A 21,777-nucleotide genomic window follows, 5' to 3' on the forward strand; every position below is an offset into this window, starting at 1 on the left:
ATGGCGCGCATCGAACTCAAGCTGGCGCACAGTTACGCGCGCACGGTCCGCTCCGATGCCGATTATGCGTTGCTGCCGCTGGACATCACCTTCGAAGATGGTGGGGCCTACGCGTTGCTGGGGCCGTCGGGCTGCGGCAAGACCACCATGCTGAACATCATTTCGGGGCTGGTCACGGCCTCCCATGGTACGGTTCATTTCGACGGGGAGGACCGCACGCACGCCCCCCCCCAGGAACGCAACATTGCCCAGGTTTTTCAGTTTCCCGTCATCTATGACACCATGACGGTAGGGGAGAATCTGGCCTTTCCCCTGCGTAACCGCGAGGTGCCTGCCGCGCAGATCCAGGAACGGGTCGGGCGCATCGCCGAAATGCTCGACCTGTCCGCGCAGCTGGATCAGCGCGCGGCCAATCTGGCGGCCGATGCCAAGCAAAAGATTTCGTTGGGGCGCGGGCTGGTGCGGCCGGACGTCTCGGCGGTGCTGTTCGATGAGCCGTTGACCGTGATCGATCCGCATCTGAAATGGGAACTGCGTCGCAAGCTCAAGCAGATTCACCATGAACTGGGCATGACGCTGATCTACGTCACCCACGATCAGGTCGAGGCCATGACATTCGCCGACCAGGTTCTGGTGATGGCGCGCGGGCGGGTCGTCCAGCAGGGCACGCCGGCCGACCTGTTCGAGCGCCCGCGGCATACTTTCGTGGGACATTTCATCGGCTCGCCGGGCATGAATCTGTTGCCTGTCGAGGCGCGTGACGATGGCATGCTCTGGCTGGGCGGACAACGCATCGGCCGCCCTGAATCCCTGGCGCTGCCTCCTGGCCCGCTGACGCTGGGGATCCGTCCCGAATACCTGCGCCTGACGCATGACAGCGAGGCGGGCGCGGTGCCGGCCACGGTGGTGCAGGTGCGTCATGTGGGCACCAGTCAACTGCTCGGAGCCCGGATCGGCGAGCGCCAGGTCAAGCTCCATCTGCCGGCCGATGCCGAGCCGCCCGCCGAGGGCGATGTCGTGCATCTGGCCTTGATCGGCCCGCATACTCGCTACTACCGCAACGAGGAACTCGTCGCATGAGCTCGACCATCAAACCCGTCAATCAGAAGGCCTGGTGGCTCATCCTGCCGGTGATCCTGTGTGTGACATTCTCGGCCATCATCCCGCTGATGACCGTGGTCAATTATTCCGTCCAGGACATCATCTCGCCGGACAATACAGTGTTCGTCGGCACGGAATGGTTCGCCAGCATCATGCGTGATGAGGACCTGCATGCCGCGCTGTGGCGGCAACTGCTTTTCTCCGGCGCGGTGCTGGCCATCGAGGTTCCTCTCGGGGTGGCGCTGGCCCTGTCCATGCCGGCCCGCAGCTGGCGGGCATCGGCTGTGCTGGTGATCGTGTCCCTGTCGCTGCTGATCCCCTGGAACGTGGTGGGTACGATCTGGCAGATTTTCGGGCGCACGGACATCGGCCTGTTCGGCTGGACGCTGGCTCGCCTGGGCCTGGATTACAGCTACGTGGGCAATCCCGTTCATGCCTGGCTGACCGTGCTGCTGATGGATGTCTGGCACTGGACGCCGCTGGTGGCGCTGCTGGCCTATGCCGGGCTGCAATCCATTCCCGAGGCCTACTACCAGGCGGCCAGCATCGACGGCGCCAGCAAATTGGCGGTTTTCCGCTATATCCAGCTGCCCAAGATGCGTGGCGTGCTGATGATCGCGGTGCTGCTGCGTTTCATGGACAGCTTCATGATCTATACCGAACCGTTCGTGCTGACGGGCGGGGGGCCGGGCAATTCCACGACGTTCCTGAGCCAGTACCTGACACAGAAAGCCATCGGCCAGTTCGACATGGGGCCCGCCGCCGCCTTTTCCCTGATCTATTTCCTCATCATCCTGCTGTTTTGCTTCGTCCTGTACAACTGGATGCTGCGCGTCGGCACCCGGGATTCGGGAGCCGCCCATGACTGATCGTTCGTTGCTGCCGCGCAAGCGCACCGTCTTCCTGATCCTGTATCTGCTGTTCGCCCTGATCCCCATCTACTGGATGGTGGTGATGAGCTTCAAGACCAATCAGGGGATCCTGGCCGAATTTTCCCTGTTCCCCCGGGAGTTCACGCTCGACAACTACCGCTTGATCCTGACGGACCCCTCCTGGTACATGGGCTATGTGAACAGCCTGATCTACGTCTGCCTGAACATGGTCATGGCGATCGCCGTGGCGTTGCCGGCGGCCTATGCGTTCTCGCGCTATTCCTTTCTGGGCGACAAGCATGTCTTTTTCTGGCTGCTGACCAACCGCATGACGCCGTCTGCCGTGTTCCTGCTGCCGTTCTTCCAGCTCTACAGCACGCTGGGGCTGATGGATACCTATTGGGCCGTGGCGCTGGCGCACCTGTTGTTCAACGTGCCTCTGGCGGTCTGGATCCTGGAGGGGTTCATGAGCGGCATCCCCCGCGAGATCGACGAGACGGCCTACATCGACGGCTACAGTTTTCCGCGTTTTTTCCTGACGATCTTCCTGCCGCTGATCAAGTCGGGGGTCGGGGTGGCCGCCTTTTTCTGCTTCATGTTCAGCTGGGTGGAACTGCTGCTGGCGCGCACGCTCACCAGCGTCGAAGCCAAGCCCATCGTGGCCATCATGACCCGCACGGTCTCGGCCTCGGGCATGGACTGGGCCACGCTTGCCGCCGCCGGCACGCTCACCATTGTCCCCGGCGCCATCGTCATCTGGTTCGTCCGCCACTACATCGCGAAAGGGTTCGCGATGGGCCGGGTTTAAAAGGAGACCGCCATGTTCGACTGGATGGTCTGGACCACCCCCACCGCCGTGTTCTTCGTCTGCATCGCCTTGATGCTGATCGGCATGACGGTCTGGGAGATCCGTTCGCCCACCGTGCTGCGCAAAGGCTTTCTGCACATGGCCACCACGCGTGGAGACCGGTTGTTCATCGGCCTGCTGGTGGCTGCCTACATCAATCTGGCTTTTCTCGGCTTGGGCGAGACCTTCATGGACTGGTTCTCCCTCGACGAAGAGCCGTCCGTCTGGATCAGTTTCGTCCTCTCCATGCTCACCCTAACCTGGATCATGAGAAAGGGATGAGCCAGGACTGATGACAGTCCCCTGCGGACTGTCATCAGCCTGGCGAATCAGAGCCGCCTGCAGGCGGCGAAGTGGAGGGATGCCGCGGTTGGGGTCGCCGCCTGCAGGCGGCGAAGTGGAGAGATTGACGGCGCCAGCCTATTTCCCCGGGCGGTGCCGGTTGACAGGGCTGGGGAGCATTTTGAGGAGAACACCATGAGATTCCGCCATACCGCCTTGGCGCTGGCTGTCGCCTGCGCCTTGGGAGGCCAGGCCGCCTGGGCCGGCCCGGCCGAAGCCCAGAAATGGATCGACAACGAGTTCCAGCCGTCCACGCTGAGCAAGGATCAGCAGATGGCCGAAATGCAGTGGTTCATCGATGCCGCCGCCAAACTCAAGGCCCAGGGCATCAATGAAATCAACGTCGTGTCCGAGACCATCAACACGCACGAATACGAGTCCAAGGTCCTGGCCAAGGCCTTCACGGAAATCACCGGGATCAAGGTCAACCATGATCTGATCCAGGAAGGTGACGTGGTCGAAAAACTGCAGACATCCATGCAGTCGGGCAAATCCATCTACGACGGCTGGATTTCCGATTCCGACCTGATCGGCATGCACTATCGCTACGGCGAAGTCCTGTCGCTGACCGACTACATGCAGGGCGCCGGCAAGGAGTACACCAATCCGGGGCTGGACCTGAAGGATTTCATCGGCACGTCCTTCACCACGGCACCGGACGGCAAGATGTACCAGTTGCCCGACCAGCAGTTCGCCAATCTGTACTGGTTCCGCTACGACCTGTTCAATCGTCCCGACCTGAAAGAAAAATTCAAGGCCAAGTATGGCTACGAACTGGGTGTGCCGGTGACCTGGACCGCTTACGAGGACATCGCCAAATTCTTCTCCGAGGACATCAAGACCCTGGATGGCAAGCCCATCTACGGCCATATGGACTATGGCAAGAAAGATCCGTCCCTGGGCTGGCGCTTCACCGATGCCTGGCTGTCGATGGCGGGTGAGGCCGACAAGGGCACGCCCAATGGCATGCCGGTCGACGAGTGGGGTATCCGTGTCGCCGACGACAAGTGCACGCCGGTGGGCGCCTCCGTGTCGCGGGGCGGGGCGACCAATTCGCCGGCCGCCGTCTATGCCTTGACCAAGTACATCGACTGGATGAAAAAATACGCCCCCAAAGAGGCGCTGGGCATGACCTTCTCCGAGGCCGGTCCGGTTCCTGCCCAGGGCGAGATCGCGCAGCAGATCTTCTGGTATACCGCTTTCACGGCGGACATGACCAAGAAGGGCCTGCCGGTGGTCAACGAGGATGGCACGCCCAAGTGGCGCATGGCGCCGGCGCCGCACGGCCCCTACTGGAAAGACGGCATGCAGAACGGCTATCAGGACGTGGGCTCGTGGACGTTCTTCAAGGATCATGATCCGGGCAAGATCGCCGCCGCCTGGCTGTACGCCCAGTTCGTGACCGCCAAGACGACCTCGCTGAAGAAATCCATCAAGGGGCTGACCTTCATTCGCGACAGCGACATCCACAGCGAGTATTTCACCAAGAACGCCGACAGATACGGTGGTCTGATCGAGTTCTATCGCAGCCCGGCGCGGGTGGCGTGGACGCCGACCGGCACCAACGTGCCCGACTATCCGAAGCTGGCCCAACTGTGGTGGCGCAATGTGTCCGAAGCGATCGCGGGAGAGAAAACGCCTCAGCAGGCCATGGATAATCTGGCCAACGACATGGACAAGGTCATGGCCCGCCTGCAACGCGCCGGCATGAAGCGTTGCGCGCCCAAGCTCAATGAAAAGAGCGATCCGTCCAAATGGCTGAGCGACGAGCATGCGCCGTGGAAGAAACTCGCCAACGAGAATCCAAAGCCGGAAACCGTGTCTTATGATTCTCTGCTGCGGGCCTGGAAGGAAGGCCGCGTTCGTTAAGTGGAGTGTGAAACGATGTCCCAGACTGCTGTCCTGCCGCCCGTCACGACGGACCGGGATCAATTGCTGCATGATCTCGAGACCCTGTCCGAAGTCGATCTGATCGTCATCGGCGGCGGCGCCAGCGGCCTGGGCGTCGCGCTGGACGCCCGGCTGCGGGGCCTGTCGGTCCTGCTGCTGGAGTCCCACGATTTTGCCGGCGGCACCTCGTCGCGCGCGACCAAGCTCGTGCATGGCGGTGTCCGCTACCTTGCCCAGGGCGATATCAGCCTGGTGCGCGAAGCGCTGCACGAGCGCCGGGCGCTGCTGAACAATGCGCCGCATCTGGCCCAGCCGCTGGCTTTCGTCATGCCCGCCTACCGGCCCTGGGAAGTGCCGTTCTATGGCACGGGCCTGAAAATCTATGATGCCCTGGCTGGCGCGGCCAGTCTGGGACGCACGGAATGGCTGGGCCGCGCCCGGACGCAGGCCCAGTTGCCGGGCGTCAATCCGTCCGGCCTGTTTGGCGGCGTCAAGTATTGGGACGGCCAGTTTGATGATGCCCGGCTGGCCCTGACCCTGGCGCGCACGGCGGCCGCCCAGGGGGCGCGGGTGCTGAATTATTGTCCTGTCGTCGACGTGCTGCACGAGAACGGCCGCGTCAGCGCCGTGCGCTGGCGCGATGCCCTGGGCGGCGCGCAGGCCCGGGAGGGGACCGTCCGCGCCCGTTGCGTCATCAACGCCACCGGGGTCTGGGTCGACGATCTGCGCCGGCTGGACGATGCCGCCCGGGGACAGGAGACCGCCTCCATGGTCGCGCCCAGTCAGGGGGTGCACCTGGTGGTCGACCGGTCCTTCCTGCCGGCCAGCGATGCGCTGCTGGTGCCGCGCACTCGCGACGGCCGGGTGCTGTTTGCCGTGCCCTGGTTGGGGCACCTGATCCTGGGCACGACCGACACGCCGCGGGATGCCGTGGCCCGGGAACCCCGGGCGCTGCCCGAGGAGGTCGCCTTCATTCTGAACGAATCGGCTCATGTGCTGGCGCGCGCGCCCCGGGCCGAAGACGTGCTCAGTGTCTGGGTCGGCCTGCGGCCCCTGGTGCGGCCCGAACACGAAGAAGAGGGCGGCACCAAGACCATCAGCCGTGAGCATACGGTCCGGGTCAGTCCGTCCGGACTGGTGACCGTGACCGGGGGCAAATGGACGACCTATCGGTCCATGGCCGAGGACGTCCTGCGTCATTGTCAGCAGGCTGGCCTGTTGCAGGCCTTGCCGCCTTGCCGCACGGCGCGTTTTCCGCTGCTGGGCGCGCCCGCGCCCGGCGCGCCCGCCACCAGCCTGACGGCGTCGCCGGGGCTGCATGCCTATGGCACCGAGGCAGCCGATGTTCAGGCGCTGTCGGGCAACGACCGGGATCTGGGGCTGGGCCTGAGCGAGGCCATGGTCCGCCATGCGGCGCGCCGCGAGTACGCCCGCACCGTCGAGGATGTGCTGGCCCGACGCCATCGCATGCTGTTCCTGAATGCGAACTGTGCCATTCAGGCCGTTCCGGCCGTGTCCCGCATCCTGGCGGAGGAAATCGGCACGGACGGGGATCCCGATGCTTTTCTGTCCCTGGCCGAGCGCTACTGCCATGTTCCGGCCTGATCCGGACCGGACCCGCGCGGAGAGCGGGGCATTCCATCTATAATGCCCGGCTAGCCTCCTCTTCGCCTCCAAACGAATGAAAACCTCCGAAATCCGTCAGAAATTCCTGTCCTTTTTCGAGTCCAAGGGACACCAGATCGTGCCATCCTCGTCGCTGGTGCCGGGCAATGACCCGACCTTGCTGTTCACGAATTCGGGCATGGTCCAGTTCAAGGATGTGTTTACCGGCAAGGACACCCGGCCCTATCGCCGGGCGACCACTGCGCAGCGCTGTGTGCGCGCGGGAGGCAAGCACAACGATCTGGAAAACGTCGGCTATACCGCGCGGCATCACACGTTTTTCGAGATGCTGGGCAATTTCAGTTTCGGTGATTATTTCAAGCGTGACGCCATCACGTACGCCTGGACCCTGCTGACGGAGGTCTACGGCCTGCCCAGGGAAAAGCTGTGGGTCACCGTCTACCAGGAAGACGACGAGGCCTACGACATCTGGGCGCAGGAAATCGGGGTGCCGAGCGAGCGCATCATCCGGATCGGCGACAACAAGGGCGCGCGTTACGCCTCGGACAATTTCTGGCAGATGGCCGATACCGGCCCGTGCGGTCCGTGTTCCGAGATCTTCTATGACCATGGTCCGGACATCTGGGGCGGCCCTCCGGGATCGCCCGAAGAAGACGGCGACCGCTACATCGAGATCTGGAATCTGGTGTTCATGCAGTTCGAGCGCGATGCGCAGGGCGCGATGCATCCGCTGCCCAGGCCTTGCGTCGATACCGGCATGGGACTGGAACGCATTTCGGCCGTGCTGCAGCATGTGCATTCCAATTACGAGATCGATCTGTTCCAGAGCCTGATCCGCGCCGCGGCGCGGGAAACCGGCTGCAAGGACCTGAACGACAACTCCCTGAAAGTCATTGCCGATCACATCCGCGCCTGCGGTTTTCTGGTGGTCGACGGCGTGATTCCCGGCAACGAAGGCCGTGGCTATGTCCTGCGCCGCATCATCCGGCGTGCGCTGCGGCACGGGCACAAGCTCGGCCAGAAAGGGTTGTTCTTTTATCGGCTGGCGGCCGATCTGGTCGAGCAGATGGGCGGCGCCTATCCCGAACTGGCCGCCCAGCAGACCCGGGTCGAGCAGGTGCTGCGCCAGGAAGAAGAACGCTTCGGCGAGACCCTGGAAAACGGCATGCGCATCCTGGAATCCGCCCTGGTGGCGCTGCCGGCGGGGCAGGCGCTGGACGGCCAGACCTTGTTCACGCTCTACGACACCTATGGTTTTCCGTTCGATCTGACCGCCGACATCTGTCGCGAACGCGCCATTCCCGTCGATCTGGAGGGGTTCGAGCGGGCCATGGCGCATCAGCGCGAACAGGCGCGCGCCGCCGGCAAGTTCAAGGCCGCGACCGACCTCAGCTATGACGGTGTGGCGACGCGTTTCGATGGCTATGATCGCCTCGAGGGTCAGGCCACGGTCACGGCGCTGTATGTGGATGGCGTCTCGGTACCGTCCGTGACTCAGGGGCGGCAGGCCGTGGTCGTGCTCGATGCGACGCCGTTCTATGCCGAATCCGGCGGTCAGGTGGGCGATACCGGTCTGCTGGCGGGCGATGCGATCCGTTTCCGGGTGGAGGATACCCAGAAGATCCAGGTCGATGTTTTTGGTCATCACGGCATCCTGGAGCAGGGGACGATGCTGACGGTGGGGGATCCGGTCCGGACGCAGGTCGATGTCATGCGCCGCGCCGACACGATGCGCAACCACTCGGCCACCCACCTGATGCACAAGGCCCTGCGTCAGGTGCTGGGCGGCCATGTGCAACAGCGCGGCTCCTTGGTCGATCCCGACAAGACCCGTTTCGATTTCGCGCACGATGCGCCCATGACGGCCGAGCAGATCACGCGGGTGGAAGCCATCGTCAATGACGAAATTCTGTCCAATCAGGCGGTGCAGGCGCAACTCATGGCCTATGACGAGGCCGTGGCGGGCGGCGCGATGGCCCTGTTCGGCGAGAAATACGGCGATGTGGTGCGGGTGCTCGATATCGGTTTCTCGCGAGAACTGTGCGGCGGCACCCACGTGGCGCGCACGGGCGACATCGGTCTGTTCAAGATCGTGGCAGAAGGCGGCGTGGCCGCCGGGATCCGCCGTGTCGAGGCCATCACTGGACGCAATGCCCTGGCATGGGTGCAGCAGACGCGCGATGTGCTGGATCAGGCGGCCGGACTGCTCAAGACCCAGCCGGCCGAGGTGCCCGACCGGATTCAGGCCCTGCAGCAGCAGACGCGCCAGATCGAGCGCGAACTCGAACGCCTCCAGGACAAGCTGGCGGCGGCGGCGGGCTCCGACCTGGCCAGCCAGGCGGTCGATGTGGCCGGCGTCAAGCTGCTGGCGGCCCGGTTGACCGGGGTGGATCCGAAGTCGCTGCGCGGCATGGTCGATCAGCTCAAATCCAAGTTGCCCGGCGCGGTGATCCTGCTGGCCGCCGTGGCCGACGACAAGATCAGTCTGGTGGCTGGCGTCAGTCCCGAGCTGACGGCGCGGGTCAAGGCGGGCGATCTGGTGGGCTCCGTCGCTGTCCAGGTGGGTGGCAAGGGCGGGGGCCGTCCGGACATGGCCATGGGCGGTGGCGCCGATGTGGCATCGCTCGATGGCGCCTTGGCGGGCGTGCGGGGCTGGCTGGCCGACCGGCTGGGCGTGGCATGACCCTCGGAGAAGGTGGCATGACCCAGGTACAGCCCGAAGCAGACCAGGAAATCGATGCGCGGGGACTGAATTGCCCGTTGCCTATCCTGCGCACCAAGAAGGCGCTGGTGCAACTGGAAAGTGGTCAGATCCTGGCCGTGCTGACCACGGATCCGCATGCGGCCCGGGATTTCCAGGCGTTCTGCCAGCAGACCGGCAATGCCTTGCTGGCGCAGCAGATACGTGACGACACCGTTCAGGTGCATTACGTCCGTCGCCGCTGAGTGTTGTTTTTCCCGGCATTCGCAGGCCGTCGGGCCGCATCCATTGCGGTCAAGGTCTGTCTGGTGCTAGAATTTTACGTTTTTCACAGCATTTTCAAAGGATTATCAATGGTTGTGATTCGTCTGGCCCGCGGCGGCTCGAAGAAGCGTCCCTTCTACAATGTCGTTGCTGCCGATTCGCGTAATCGCCGCGATGGCCGTTTCATCGAGCGCGTGGGTTTTTACAACCCTGTCGCCGGTGAAGGCCAGGAAAACCTGCGCCTGTCCCTGGATCGCGTCCAGCATTGGGTCGGCCAAGGCGCTCAGCTGTCCGATACGGTGGCCCGCCTGGTCAAGGAATATTCCGCCAAGGTCGCGTCCGCCGCTTGATCGCGGTGGGTCGTGCCGGCGATGCCCGATTCCACTTTCCTGGATGTTGCTCCCCCGGATGATCTGGTTGAAGTCGGCCGGGTGGTGGCTGCGCACGGGGTGCGCGGCTGGCTGAAAATCCAGCCTTATTCGCCCCAGGCGGACGCCTTGCGGGGCGCGCAGGTCTGGTGGTTCAAAGCGCCCGATCCCACGTTGGGGGCGGGCGCTTCGTCGCGTCTGCGGGGGCTGAACATTCGCGCCTGCCGCCGGCAGGCGGGTCAGTACCTGGCGGCCCAGGTGGCCGGGATTGCCGACCGCGATACGGCCGAGTCCCTGCGGGGGCATACCGTCTGGGTGCCCCGGACCGCATTCCCCTCGGCGGGCGAGGACGAATACTATTGGATCGATCTGATCGGCTGCGATTTTCATGGCATGGGGGATCAGGGCCCTCAGCTGCTGGGACGCGTCGATCAGGTGCTGGACAATGGCGCACATGCCGTGTTGCAAGTGGCACTGGGCGCGCCGGATGCCGACGGCGTTTTTCAGCCCTCACTCGATGCGCGGAGGCGGCCGCGTCATGCCCTGGTGCCTTTCGTGACAGCGCATGTGCAGCACGTCGATCTGCAGGCCCGACGGATCGACAGCGACTGGCCGGCCGATTTCTGAGTCATGAGGCGTGCGGCCGCCCCCAGGAGCGACGGCGTGTCCGAGTTCATTCATGCGATTTGACCTGATCACGCTGTTTCCCGAGATGTTTTCCGCTGTGCGCGACCAGGGGGTTTGCGGGCGCGCGCATGCGCGTGGCCTTTGGTCCCTGGAAACCTGGAATCCGCGTGATTTCACGACGGACGTCCACCGGACCGTGGACGACCGTCCTTACGGGGGCGGCCCGGGCATGGTGATGCTGGCCGAGCCGCTGGCTCTGGCGGTCGAGGCTGCGCGCGAGGCCCGGCTGCGGGCGGGCATCGACAGGCCCGACAGGCCGGTTCCGGTCGTGCTGCTGTCTCCCGCCGGTCGCACACACGATCAGGCGCGCGCCCAGCACGGGGCGCAAGGCTCGGGCGCCATCCTGATCTGTGGCCGTTACGAAGGCATCGATCAGCGTTTCATCGATCGCCTCGTGGACGAAGAAGTATCCCTGGGGGATTTTGTGCTGTCAGGAGGTGAACTGGGGGCCATGATCCTGATGGACAGCATGGTGCGGCTATTGCCCGGTGTGCTGCACGATGCCGAGTCCGCGATACAGGATTCCTTCAATCCCGCGCTGAGCGGCCTGCTGGACAGCCCGCACTATACGCGCCCCGAGGTCTGGCGCGGCCAGTCCGTGCCCGAGTCGTTGCTGTCCGGCCATCATGCCCGTATCGCCGTCTGGCGGCGGGAGCAATCGCTGGCGCTGACGGTGGCGCGGCGTCCCGATCTGATCGACCGGGCGCGTTCGGCGGGGGCCCTGGATGCCCGTGATGAGCAGGTGCTGGATCGGGCGCGGGGCGCTCGCGACGAGCCGGCGCGGGATCAGGGGCCGGACGACGCGGTTTGAGCCGTGCGGGCCTGCAGTGGCAGGCCCGTGGGGCGGGCGTAATACTGCCGTTTGACCCAGGCGGCTTCGGGGCCCCTGGGTTTTGAGCAGTCAGTGCCGGGCGGGCAGGAATGCGGGTCGTCCTTTGCATAGCGCAGGTAAATGGCCGTTTTGCGGGCAGCCCGCGCCGTATCCAGATTGGCCTGACGCTCCTGGCTCGGGTAGTTCAGATAGGCGGTGTGGACATAGGGGCCCGGGGTGATCGCCATGGCGGCTTCGACCAGCCGGGCGCCTGCGATGTGGTCGGGGTGATCGTGCCCTGCGCAGCGCCAGCACAGAGATCGATAAGGTGTGGGGATCGAGGCGTCCATCAGGCGGATGGCCTGCGGTCGCTCCTGCCGGATCAGGTCGGCCAGCAGATGGACCAGTTCGCGGCGTGTATAGGTATCCGGATAAGGCGCATAGGATCGCACGCGCGCGTGGCGCACGGATTCGACGCGGCTCATGGGGGTCAGGCTGCCCCAGCCGGTGCCCAGCCAGGGGTCGGGCAGGCGCAGCATGATCAGCTGAACGCGCGCATTGGCGCGCAGGATGTGGCGTACCAGCGTATGCCGGCCGACCCTCAGGCCGTCGGTGCGCCAGTCGTTGGTGGTGTCCGCCATGCTGGCGTAGGCGGCCTTGATGCCGCGCTCGCGGGCCAGAGTGTAGCCCAGGCCCTCGCCCCGGTCGCCGGCCGTCAGGTAGACCGTATGCACGCAACGGCCTTCCTTGATCGCGTCATCCTGGTCGGGGTTCATGAACAACAGGTCGTCATCGGGATGCGCGACGAAACTGAGCACTTTGCCTTGTTCACAGTCCACAGGCATCGAGGGTGGGGGCGCGCTGGCCTGCGAGGCAGCATGAGACGGCGCGGCCTCGACGGTTGGGGCGGGCCGGGCAATCAGCGGTTGAGTCAGGATCAGGCACAGCAGGATCCGCGCGGACAGGCGCGATTGACGGGTCAGGAAGTGTTTCATGAGATTGCGGTCCGACCAGAGCAGGGACATGATGGGGGCTGAAAATGGGTCACCGGGGTCGTCAGCGCTGTCGCGAGTAGGCCAGGATCACGATGCAGGACAGCACGATCAGACCGCCTGCCAGCTGGCGGCCGTTGAATGCCTGGTCCAGGATCAGCCAGCCCAGGATCAGGCTGGAGACTGGCTCGGCGTTCATCACGGGCGCGTTGCGTGGCATATCGAGCCGGGGCATGAGAATGAATAGGGTGCAGAAGCCGGTGCAGTAGCACAGGGACAGGACCGCCAGGGCGGCCCAGCCCGCGAAAGCGTCCGGGGATCGCATGCCGCCCGGCATGATATTGGCGGCGCCCGCGGCCAGCATGGCGCAGAAGACGATGAAAATGGTGTACAGGCTGCGGACGGGGCCGGGCAGAGAGGCGAGTCTGTTCTCGGTCACCCAGAGCGCACTGGCGAAGAAGCTGGCGCTGCCGAAGGCCAGCAGGATTCCCTCGGTCCATCGAGCGCCCGGGAGCGAGGTGCCTGTCAGCAGGCCGGGCAGATCCAGCGCCAGTGTCAGTCCCACCAGAATCAGCCCCATCAGCACGCTCGCGCGGCGCGTCGGACGCGGGCCGCCCAGCACCCAGGTGATCAAGGCGAACAGCAGGGGGAACAGGCTGCTGATGAGCAGGGCCAGCGCGACCGGGATGCGGGCCACGGCGGAGTATAGACAGAAGCTTTGCAGGGCGATCAGCAGACCGAGCAGGATTTGCCAGGCCCCCAGTCTGGCCGGCAGGCGCAGGTCCTGATGGCGCCAAAGGACGATCCCCGACAGGGCCAGCAGACTCGCGCCGGCCCGGCACGTGACGCCCAGCAGCACCCCCGCGCCGTTGTCGAAGGCGACACGGGCTGCCACATGATTGGTGGCGAAGATCGTGCTGATCAGGATCAGCGTGCCCACAGCCAGGTGGCGGGGCAGGGGCGTCGGTCCGAGGCCCGGAGTCATGAGTTCGGCAGGGTGGGCATGAAAGACGCAGACCGGATGCCGCCGTACTGCGGCCGTTGTTCAGGTTGTGGTTTTTGCCTTGGAAACGTCCAAAGGCAAAAAAATTTTACAAGACCCCGGGTGGAAAGTTAAGACGTCAAAATTCAGGGGCGGGTTTTCAGGAGTCAGCTCCGGGCCATGGCCGCCACGGGCGCGTCTTCCGGAGTGTCGCCCAAGGTGTCGCCCGCCGGGGCCTCCGGGATCTCGTGCGCAGGGATGGCCGGAAGCTCGTGGGATTCGTCGAGATGGCTCAGGTATCGCCGGCTGGCGATCAGCACCAGCACGCCCAGCATCACGGCGGCGGCGCCCACCCAGTACGGCACGTGGTCATTGATCGTCTCGCCCAGATAGCCGGCCAGCCAGGGCGCGACCGCGCCACCGCTGAAACGCACGAAACTGTAGGCGGCCGAGGCTACGCCGCGCTCCACCGGCGCGGCATTCATCACGGTTTCGGTCACCAGCGTGTTGTTGATGCCGAGAAACAAGCCGGCCGCGACCACGCCGACCACCAGCACCGTCTTGTTGTCGGTCCAGATCGCCATCATCGCCAGGATCAGCGCAAAGCCGGTGAGCGCGATCAGGATCGAGGGGATGGTTCCGAAGCTGCCTTGCAGCCTGGGCGCCAGAATCACCGAGGCGAAGGCCAGCATCACACCCCAGCCAAAGAAGATCAGTCCGACCTGCTGGGTGGACATGTCCAGCGGGAACGGTGTGTAGGCCAGCAGAGTGAAAAAACCAAAGTTGTAGCACAGGGACGTCAGGGCGACGCCGAGCAGGCCCGGGTGCCTGAGCGCCCGGAACGGGTCGCGCAGCGAACTGGGCCTGGGGCGGGCAGCCGCATTCGGCAGCAGCAGAAAAGTGACCAGGAAGGCAATGGTCATCAACACGGACACCCCGAAGAACGGTCCGCGCCACGAAATGGATCCCAGCACGCCGCCGATCAGCGGGCCAGCGGCGATGCCGACACCCAGCGCGGCCTCGTAGAAGATGATGGCATCGCGCACGGATCCCGACGAGGCGCTGACGATGGCGGCCAGCGCGGTGGCGACGAACAGAGCGTTGCCCAGCCCCCAGATGGCGCGAAAACCGACGATGGCCCGGATCGAATCGGACAGGCCGGCCAGCCCGGCCCCCACGATGATGACCACCAGCCCCAGCAGCAGGGTCTGTTTGACACCCAGGCGGCTGGAGACGGCGCTGGTGATCAGCATGGCCAGGCCCATGATGGCCATGTAGCTGGTGAACAGCAGCGAGGTCTGCGATGGTGTAGCGCCCAGGGAATCGGCGATGGGCTTGAGGATCGGATCGACCAGTCCGATGCCCATGAAGGCGATGACGCAGGCGAATGCCACCGCCAGCACAGCTTTGGGTTGTTGCAGCAGCTTCATGATGAGAGAGGTTCCTGGTGTGTGTCCTGTGAGTGAGGTCTCAGGGAATGGGGGGGTAATCCGGTGCCTGCCGGACGCCCGGGTCGGTCTGCCGATAGGCGGCCTCGAGCAGCGCCGACAGCACGCGCCGGGCATCCTGCAGGTGCGCGCGGTCGGCGGCGTCGAGCTGATCGAGCAGCGATTCGACGATGCCGGCGCGGGCGCGACGGATTTTGGCCAGGGCCTGATGGCCTTGCGCCGTCAGCGAAATCAGGGAGGCGCGCGCGTCGTGCGGGTCGGGGATGCGGCTGACCAGATCCATGGCCTGAAGGCGCTGGACTTGTGTGGTCATGGTGGGCTGTGTGCAATGCTCGGCCCGGGCCAGATCGCCGATGCGGGCGGTTTTCATCTCGTCGATCAGCGACAGGACGCGTGCCTGCGCCAGCGGCACTGTCCAGGCCGTGTGGCGTGTCACCCAGCGGTTGAGCCGGACGATGCGGTCCAGCAAATCGGCGCCGGGCGAGACGGTGGGCGGGGGATGCTGCATATCGGGATTCAATCAAATATATATAGACTATCTATGTATTATAGAAGAAAAGCAGGCAGAAAAGAAGGGCGCCTGGCTGAGGCGCCGGGCCGGATGCGGTCAGAGCCCGCCGGCGCAGAGCAGGGTCGTGCCGGTCACATAAGAGGCCGCCGGAGAGGCCAGCCAGACGATGGCCTCTGCGATCTCGGCGGGCTCGGCCAGACGTTTCATGGGAATCAGGGGGGCGACGCGGGCGGGGCGGCCCGGTTCGCCGGCCATGGCGTGGATGTCGGTCAGGGTGCTGCCGGGCGCCAGCCCGCAGACCCTGATGCCCTCGGCGGCGACTTCCTTGGCGAGGCCGATGGTGAAAGTCTCGATGGCGGCCTTGCTGGCTGCGTAATGGACGAACTCATTGGCGCTGCCCAGCCTGGCGGCGCTCGAGGAGACGTTGACGATGACGCCTTTGGTCTCGTGGCGTTTGAAATTGGCCAGCGCCTCGCGCGCGCATTGCATGGCGCCCAGCACATTGATCCGGAATACGTGTTCGAGGGTGGCGTGGGTCGTGTTCACGAACGGCCCGATCGGGCCGGTGATGCCGGCGTTGTTGATGAGGCCCAGGAGCGGTCCGATGCGGGTCTCGATTTCATCGAACATCCGACGGATGTCGGCTTCCTCGCCGATGTCGGCCTGAATGATGGTAGTCTGGCGTCCGAGGGCCTGGACGGACTGTGCCACGGCGCGGACTGCCGGCTCGTCCCGGACGTAGTTCAGAACGATGTCACGACCCTGGCGCGCGGCTGCCAGCGCGGTCGCTGCGCCGATGCCACGGCTGGCGCCGGTGATGAGCAGGGTGTTGGGTTCGATGGCGCTGGTGTGTTGATCGTTCATAATCCCGGGTGTCTGGACGTGGTTGTTTTGAATCATAGATCATGGAGCGACGGTGTGATGGTGATATTCAAAGTGGCGGGTCTTTTCTCTATCACGGCATTTGCAGAGATTGTCGGTTGCTACCTGTTCTGGCAGGTCCTCAAGCGGGGGCATGCGCTTTGGCTGCTTGCTCCGGCGGTGCTGTCCCTGGTCTTGTTTGCCTGGCTGCTCACGTTGCATCCGAGCGCCGCGGGCCGCACCTATGCCGCCTATGGCGGGATGTACATCGCCATGGCGTTGCTGTGGCTTCGTTTTTTCGAGGGGGTCGCATTGACCCGGTGGGATGTGTCCGGCGCGGCCATCGCGCTGATCGGGATGGCGGTGATTGCGTTGCAACCGAAGGCGGGTGCGTGATGCCTTTTTACCGGGCGCCTTCGATCATGGCGACCGCCTGCGGTGCCGCAATCCGCAGTTGCGCAGCCTGCGGGCGCAGAGCGACGAGCAGCGGATGGTCGATTTAAGTGAAGAGCATGGGGCTAGCGGATGATCGCGCGGCCCTGATCCTGGGCGCGCTGACGGAACGCGCGCGGTGATTCCCCGGTCGCCCTGCGGAAGAACCGCGTGAAATGGGCCGGCTCGGAGAACCCCAAGGTGTCGGAGATCTCGCCGATCGTCATGGATGTGTAGATCAGGCTGCGCCCGGCCTCCAGTCCCAACCGCTCGTGAATCAGTCGGAGTGGGGATTTGCCGGCGTGGGCGCGTGTGATCACGTTCAGGTGGGCAGCGGTCATGCCCATCCGGTCCGCATACCAGGCTACGTCGTGATGCACCGCGTACGAGGCTTCCAGCAGTTCGCCGAAACGTGTGTGGTGCTCCAGTCCCCGGGCGCGGGGAAGGGCATCAGGTTCCACGCCGGGATGGAGGCTGCGCAGTTGTGCGTAGATCAGCGTCAGCCAGGCCTCGATCCGGGCATCCCGGAAGTCGTTCTGGGACAGGTATTGGGCGTTCAGGTGCCCGAACGCATCGCGCAGGCCCGTACCGCCGCCGCGTCCGATCGCATGGATAACGGGTTGGGCGGGCGGGGTGGCCCGTGGTCCCAGCATCTGGGCCAAGTGCGCAAGCAGAGGGTAGGTGATGGTCACGACATGGCCGCCACAGTCCTCGTCGAATTCGAATCCATGCACGAATGCCTGCGGCACTTCGACGATTGCCGGACCGGTGACCGGATGCCGCGCTTCGTCCAGGCAGACAGTGGCCCGTCCCCGGTGCAGGTGGAGGATCTGGTAGAGACCGGAATGACGGTGTGGCCGGATATGCCAATCGTGTAATCGGCTGCGCGAGGCGATGGTCTCGCAGTGCACCCGTTCGATCCCTGACCACTCTTCCTGCCCGCCATAGAGTCTGAAGATTGGCGCATGGTCAGAATATTTCATATTGGTAAGTTTAATCCAGAAAAATCCATTCAAAAAAGAAATGGAAGAGCGCACCATTGATGCGACGCCTGGAGCTCGGAAAAGTGAGGAATCCGTTCCCCGGAGCGGGTCCGGCGCCTTCCTGGCGGCCAGGGGACATGATGAGTGAGAACGGAGGAGAGATCATGGGCATGAAGACACGAGTCGCCATCATCGGCGCGGGTCCCTCGGGGTTGTTGTTGGGGCAATTGCTGCATCGCTGCGGGATCGACAATGTGATTCTGGAGCGTCATGCGCCGGAATATGTGCTGGGACGCATTCGCGCCGGCGTGCTGGAATACGGTTTCGTCGACCTGATGCGCGAGGCTGGTGTGTCCGAGCGCATGGATGGCGAGGGCCTGGTGCATGATGGCTTCACCCTGGCCTTCCAGGGACGACGTGCCCGCGTCGACATGAAGACCCTGACCGGCAAGTCGGTGATGGTCTATGGGCAGACCGAAGTCACGCGCGACCTCATGGATGCCCGCAAGGAGAGCGGTGCACCGATCTACTATGAGGCCGAGGATGTCCAACTGCATGATTTTCTGAATGGCAAGCCGAGCGTCACGTTTACCCATCGGGGCGAACGCAAGACGCTCGATTGCGACTATATCGCTGGTTGCGACGGCTTTCACGGCGTGTCGCGCAGGTCCGCGCCCAGGGACAGGCTCAAGGAATTCGAGCGTGTCTATCCCTTTGGCTGGCTGGGCCTGATGTCCGAGACGCCGCCCCTCGAGGATGAGCTGATTTATGTCCATGATCCGCGCGGGTTCGCGCTGTGCAGCATGCGCTCGCATACGCGCAGCCGCTACTATATCCAGTGCAGCCTGGCGGAGCATGTCGAGGAATGGTCCGATGACCGTTTCTGGACGGAACTGTCCGCCCGCCTGCCCGAAGATGTCGCGGGGCGACTGGTGACCGGACCTTCCATCGAAAAGAGTATCGCGCCGTTGCGTAGTTTCGTGGCCGAACCGATGAAGTTCGGCCATCTGTTCCTGGTCGGCGACGCGGCGCATATCGTGCCGCCCACCGGCGCCAAGGGCCTGAATCTGGCCTCCAGCGACGTGTACACGCTTTATCACGCACTGCGTGGGGCCTGCCTGGATGGACGCCCCGAACTGCTGGATCGCTATTCCGAAATCGCCCTGCGTCGTGTCTGGAAGGCCGAACGTTTTTCCTGGTGGATGAGCATGCTGCTGCACACTTTCAACGATGATGCCTTCAGCCGGCGCATCCAGAAGGCCGAGCAGGATTACTACACCGGCACCCAGGCCGGCCTGACCACGATCGCCGAGAACTATGTCGGTCTGCCCTACGAGCCGGTGGCCTGATCCGTGCCGGGCGCCAGTGCTTGGCGGCGGAAGTCCTTGGGCGACACACCTGTCAGCCGCTTGAAGAAACGTGTGAAATAGCCCGGATCGGTGAACCCGAGCGAATCCGAGATCGTCCCGATGGTGCGCGGGGTGTAGATCAGTTCGCGGCGGGCTTCCAGCAGCAATCGTTCGTGGATCAGCTCCAGCGCGGACTTGCCCGCCAGCGCCTGGACGATGGTGTTCAGGTGGGCGGGCGTGACCCCGATATGCCGCGCGTACCAGGCGACCTGGTGCTGGTGAGGGTGGTGCTCTTCGATCATCCGGGCGTAGTGCGCCAGATGCTGGCTGCCCGGATCAGTCCCTGTGGCGGTCGTGCCCGCCGGATAGCCCTGGCGGTGGATCCAGACCAGGATGCCCGACAGCAGCGACTCCAGCAATGGACCGCGCTGCGGGCTGTGCAGTCCTCGATATTCGTGGTCCAGCCGGTGGAGGCTCAGGGCCGCATGCCGGCCGGCCTCGTCCTCGCCCAGCGTCAGCACCGCAGGATCAGTGGCGGCGCTCAGGCCCAGTCCGAAGCGCACGCACAGCCCGTGCAGCAGCGCGTAGGTCAATGTCAGGATGTAGCCGCCCGAGCCGGGGCGGAAGATGAATTCGTGGACCACCCGCTGCGGGACCAGGACGAGCCGCCCCGGCCCCAGCGTACTCGTTCGTCCGTCCAGCATCACCGTGACTTCGCCCGATTCCAGGAACAGCGCCTGGAACAGGTCTGCGTGTTTATGGGCCGTCACATGCCAATCATGCAATTTTTCCTGCGCCGCGATCGTTTCACAATAGAGCGGATCCGAGGCCGTCCAGACGTTGCCATAGCCGTACAGCTTGTAGATGGGAATGGCGGTGTGGTCGCGGGCCGGAGGCGCCGGGGTCGGGGACGCCATGGAGTCCTCTGGACAGGAAGTGGCGAGTATCCGCCAAATGTACATTTTTAAAAAACGAAAGTCCATTCTCCGGCGGCCCGTCCGGGAGCATCATGGACCCGTCCATCCCGCCGCGGCACCAGCGCGGCGGCCTCGATTCCAAGGAGACATCTCATGACAGCAGCGATACGCGAACGCCGGCGGAAAATCCCCGGTACCGTCATTTTCGACGGCGATCTCGCCCGCATCGGCTACGCCCTCAATCGCATGTGCTTCAGCTTCAATGCGGCCGAGTGCCGCGAGGCCTTCCAGCGGGACGAGGAGGCCTACATGACGCGGTACCATCTGACGCAAGCGCAGAAGGAGGCCGTGCGCAGCCGCCAGGTGCTGCGCATGATTGCCGCCGGAGGGCATCCCTACTACTTGGCCAAGCTGGCCGGGATCTTCGGTCTGGACATGCAGGATATCGGTGCCCAGCAGACCGGCGTCACCAAAGAGGCCTTTCAGGCCAGACTCACCGCGGCGGGAGATTGATCATGGCTCACATCATCGGCAGCATCAGCACGTCCCACGTCCCCGCCATCGGCGGGGCGCTGGCCCGGCAGAAGCAGCAGGAACCCTATTGGAAGCCTTTCTTCGATGCCTACGGCAAGGCGCGCGAATGGCTGGGACGCGAGCGCCCGGACGTGGTGGTGATCCTGCACAACGATCACGGATTGAATTTCTTCCTCGACAAGATGCCGACCTTCGCGGTGGGCGCCGCGGACGTCTATCGCAACGCTGATGAAGGTTGGGGCATTCCATCTCTGGCCGCGGCGCGGGGCTGTGTGGACCTGTCCTGGCACATCGTCGAGACCCTGGTCGAGGATGAGTTCGACATTACCACCTGCCAGGAGGCCCTGATCGACCATTCGGTCTCGTTGCCTCTGGCGCTGCTCTGGCCAGAAGGCAAGGAAGCCGGCGAGTGGCCGGTCGAGATCGTGCCGGTGTGTATCAATACCGTCCTGGCGCCGTACCCCTCGGCCTCGCGTTGCTACCGGCTGGGACAGTCGTTGCGCCGCGCGATCGACTCCTGGGATGACAGCCGGCGTGTGCTCATCATTGCCAGTGGCGGCCTGTCGCACCAGCTCGACGGCGAGCGCGCCGGTTTCATCAACAAGCCGTTCGACCTGCGGTTCATGGACAGTCTGGTGGATGATCCGGCCTGGATCACCCAGTATTCCAATGAAGAACTGGTCGAGCTCACCGGGACCCAGGGCATCGAGCTGCTGATGTGGGTGGCGGCGCGGGGCGCCCTGGGTGATATACCGGTCAAGCAGCAGCACGCACACTACCATGTCCCGATCTCCAACACGGCGACCGGGCTCCTGGTGCTGGAGCCGGCATGATCCGGAAGGGCCTTCGGCCGGATCACCTCGTGGCTTGATCCTGCCGTGCCAGCCAGCCGGTGATCGCCGACAGGCAGACCTCGGGCACCTCGATGGAATCGGTCCAGGTGTCCGCGTCGCGCAAAAGGCCGTGCAGCAGGACGAAAGAGGGACGCGGGTCGTTCATGGAATCTCCTGGAACGGACAGGGAGGGAAGGTGGGCTGGCGCGGATCGCGTGGAGCGGTCCGTGGCGGGATGTCCACATGTCCGGTGCCTGGATCTGGCCGAGCGCAGCCTGTCATTCGCCGGCGGGATCGGAATCACGCCGTTGCTGCGCATGGCGCGTCGCCCCGGATCACCGGGAAATCACCCTGTATCGTGTGCACGTCCATGACGCTGCCGCAGGTGGCTGCGTCGATGGCGGGCCAGGCGTACGGCTGCGATCG

General features: G+C 64.4%; 23 protein-coding genes. 15 read left to right on the top strand and 8 right to left on the bottom strand.

The annotated features are described in order from the left end of the window. The 11 genes from ACK5JE_RS07795 to trmD all read left to right on the top strand — a co-directional run bounded on the left by ACK5JE_RS07795 (position 1) and on the right by trmD (position 11,509). Positions 1-1,080, top strand: coding sequence for an ABC transporter ATP-binding protein (locus ACK5JE_RS07795; protein WP_416801131.1), 1,080 nt, complete (start codon positions 1-3; stop codon positions 1,078-1,080). Further along, on the top strand, positions 1,077-1,970 hold the full coding sequence (locus ACK5JE_RS07800; protein WP_416801132.1) for a carbohydrate ABC transporter permease: 894 nt from the start codon (positions 1,077-1,079) through the stop codon (positions 1,968-1,970). The genes ACK5JE_RS07795 and ACK5JE_RS07800 overlap by 4 nt, the downstream gene beginning before the upstream one ends. Next, positions 1,963-2,781 carry a carbohydrate ABC transporter permease gene (locus ACK5JE_RS07805; protein ID WP_416801133.1) on the top strand — a complete coding sequence of 273 codons (819 nt, stop codon included), beginning with the start codon at positions 1,963-1,965 and terminating at the stop codon, positions 2,779-2,781. Before ACK5JE_RS07800 ends, ACK5JE_RS07805 begins: the two co-directional genes overlap by 8 nt. A gap of 12 nt (positions 2,782-2,793) precedes the next feature. Next, positions 2,794-3,102: a DUF2160 domain-containing protein gene (locus tag ACK5JE_RS07810; protein ID WP_416801134.1), complete on the top strand. Its 309-nt coding sequence runs from the start codon at positions 2,794-2,796 to the stop codon at positions 3,100-3,102. A 195-nt stretch (positions 3,103-3,297) separates the two neighbouring features. Further along, a complete protein-coding gene (locus ACK5JE_RS07815) occupies positions 3,298-5,031 on the top strand; it encodes an ABC transporter substrate-binding protein (RefSeq protein ID WP_416801135.1) in 1,734 nt (577 codons plus the stop codon). 15 nt (positions 5,032-5,046) lie between these two features. Beyond that, the gene (locus ACK5JE_RS07820) at positions 5,047-6,657 is read left to right on the top strand and encodes an FAD-dependent oxidoreductase (protein WP_416801136.1); all 1,611 of its coding nucleotides are present in this window, start codon (positions 5,047-5,049) and stop codon (positions 6,655-6,657) included. A 76-nt stretch (positions 6,658-6,733) separates the two neighbouring features. Further along, positions 6,734-9,361, top strand: a complete 2,628-nt coding sequence (gene alaS, locus ACK5JE_RS07825) for an alanine--tRNA ligase (RefSeq protein ID WP_416801137.1) — start codon at positions 6,734-6,736, stop codon at positions 9,359-9,361. Between the two features lie 17 nt (positions 9,362-9,378). Then, positions 9,379-9,624, top strand: coding sequence for a sulfurtransferase TusA family protein (locus ACK5JE_RS07830; protein WP_416801138.1), 246 nt, complete (start codon positions 9,379-9,381; stop codon positions 9,622-9,624). A gap of 108 nt (positions 9,625-9,732) precedes the next feature. Beyond that, the gene (rpsP, locus tag ACK5JE_RS07835) at positions 9,733-9,993 is read left to right on the top strand and encodes a 30S ribosomal protein S16 (RefSeq protein WP_416801139.1); all 261 of its coding nucleotides are present in this window, start codon (positions 9,733-9,735) and stop codon (positions 9,991-9,993) included. Between the two features lie 21 nt (positions 9,994-10,014). Beyond that, entirely contained in the window at positions 10,015-10,638 is a 624-nt protein-coding gene (gene rimM, locus ACK5JE_RS07840; RefSeq protein ID WP_416801140.1) for a ribosome maturation factor RimM, read from the top strand. Between the two features lie 52 nt (positions 10,639-10,690). Continuing rightward, positions 10,691-11,509 carry a tRNA (guanosine(37)-N1)-methyltransferase TrmD gene (trmD, locus tag ACK5JE_RS07845; RefSeq protein ID WP_416801141.1) on the top strand — a complete coding sequence of 273 codons (819 nt, stop codon included), beginning with the start codon at positions 10,691-10,693 and terminating at the stop codon, positions 11,507-11,509. Here the strand turns inward: trmD and ACK5JE_RS07850 are convergent. From ACK5JE_RS07850 to ACK5JE_RS07870, 5 genes are all read right to left on the bottom strand, one after another. Further along, a complete protein-coding gene (locus tag ACK5JE_RS07850) occupies positions 11,485-12,504 on the bottom strand; it encodes a PIG-L family deacetylase (RefSeq protein WP_416801142.1) in 1,020 nt (339 codons plus the stop codon). The genes trmD and ACK5JE_RS07850 overlap by 25 nt on opposite strands. A gap of 61 nt (positions 12,505-12,565) precedes the next feature. Beyond that, a complete protein-coding gene (locus ACK5JE_RS07855) occupies positions 12,566-13,486 on the bottom strand; it encodes an EamA family transporter (protein ID WP_416801143.1) in 921 nt (306 codons plus the stop codon). A 164-nt stretch (positions 13,487-13,650) separates the two neighbouring features. Then, positions 13,651-14,913 carry an MFS transporter gene (locus tag ACK5JE_RS07860; protein ID WP_416801144.1) on the bottom strand — a complete coding sequence of 421 codons (1,263 nt, stop codon included), beginning with the start codon at positions 14,911-14,913 and terminating at the stop codon, positions 13,651-13,653. A gap of 40 nt (positions 14,914-14,953) precedes the next feature. Continuing rightward, positions 14,954-15,439, bottom strand: a complete 486-nt coding sequence (locus ACK5JE_RS07865; protein WP_416801145.1) for a MarR family winged helix-turn-helix transcriptional regulator — start codon at positions 15,437-15,439, stop codon at positions 14,954-14,956. Positions 15,440-15,538: 99 nt separating this feature from the next. Then, complete coding sequence (locus tag ACK5JE_RS07870) at positions 15,539-16,306, bottom strand: SDR family oxidoreductase (RefSeq protein WP_416801146.1); 768 nt, start codon at positions 16,304-16,306, stop codon at positions 15,539-15,541. 57 nt (positions 16,307-16,363) lie between these two features. Between ACK5JE_RS07870 and ACK5JE_RS07875 the strand changes: the two genes are divergently transcribed. Then, positions 16,364-16,699, top strand: coding sequence for a YnfA family protein (locus tag ACK5JE_RS07875; protein WP_416801147.1), 336 nt, complete (start codon positions 16,364-16,366; stop codon positions 16,697-16,699). Between the two features lie 122 nt (positions 16,700-16,821). On the opposite strand, the gene ACK5JE_RS07880 is transcribed toward ACK5JE_RS07875, so the two are convergent. Then, positions 16,822-17,718: a helix-turn-helix domain-containing protein gene (locus ACK5JE_RS07880; RefSeq protein WP_416801148.1), complete on the bottom strand. Its 897-nt coding sequence runs from the start codon at positions 17,716-17,718 to the stop codon at positions 16,822-16,824. 170 nt (positions 17,719-17,888) lie between these two features. Here ACK5JE_RS07880 and pobA point away from each other — a divergent pair, with 170 nt between their 5' ends. Beyond that, positions 17,889-19,067: a 4-hydroxybenzoate 3-monooxygenase gene (gene pobA / locus ACK5JE_RS07885; protein ID WP_416801149.1), complete on the top strand. Its 1,179-nt coding sequence runs from the start codon at positions 17,889-17,891 to the stop codon at positions 19,065-19,067. On the opposite strand, the gene ACK5JE_RS07890 is transcribed toward pobA, so the two are convergent. Beyond that, positions 19,049-19,984, bottom strand: coding sequence for a helix-turn-helix domain-containing protein (locus ACK5JE_RS07890; protein WP_416801150.1), 936 nt, complete (start codon positions 19,982-19,984; stop codon positions 19,049-19,051). The genes pobA and ACK5JE_RS07890 overlap by 19 nt on opposite strands. Positions 19,985-20,137: 153 nt before the next feature. Here ACK5JE_RS07890 and ACK5JE_RS07895 point away from each other — a divergent pair, with 153 nt between their 5' ends. Then, complete coding sequence (locus ACK5JE_RS07895) at positions 20,138-20,497, top strand: protocatechuate 4,5-dioxygenase subunit alpha (RefSeq protein WP_416801151.1); 360 nt, start codon at positions 20,138-20,140, stop codon at positions 20,495-20,497. A 2-nt stretch (positions 20,498-20,499) separates the two neighbouring features. Continuing rightward, positions 20,500-21,351 (top strand): class III extradiol dioxygenase family protein, encoded by an 852-nt coding sequence (locus ACK5JE_RS07900; RefSeq protein ID WP_416801152.1) that lies wholly within the window; start codon positions 20,500-20,502, stop codon positions 21,349-21,351. 22 nt (positions 21,352-21,373) lie between these two features. On the opposite strand, the gene ACK5JE_RS07905 is transcribed toward ACK5JE_RS07900, so the two are convergent. Next, positions 21,374-21,517 (bottom strand): hypothetical protein, encoded by a 144-nt coding sequence (locus ACK5JE_RS07905; RefSeq protein WP_416801153.1) that lies wholly within the window; start codon positions 21,515-21,517, stop codon positions 21,374-21,376. Positions 21,518-21,777: the final 260 nt, after the last annotated feature.

Source organism: Castellaniella sp., assembly GCF_047971665.1.
Classification (GTDB): Bacteria; Pseudomonadota; Gammaproteobacteria; order Burkholderiales; family Burkholderiaceae_B; genus Castellaniella.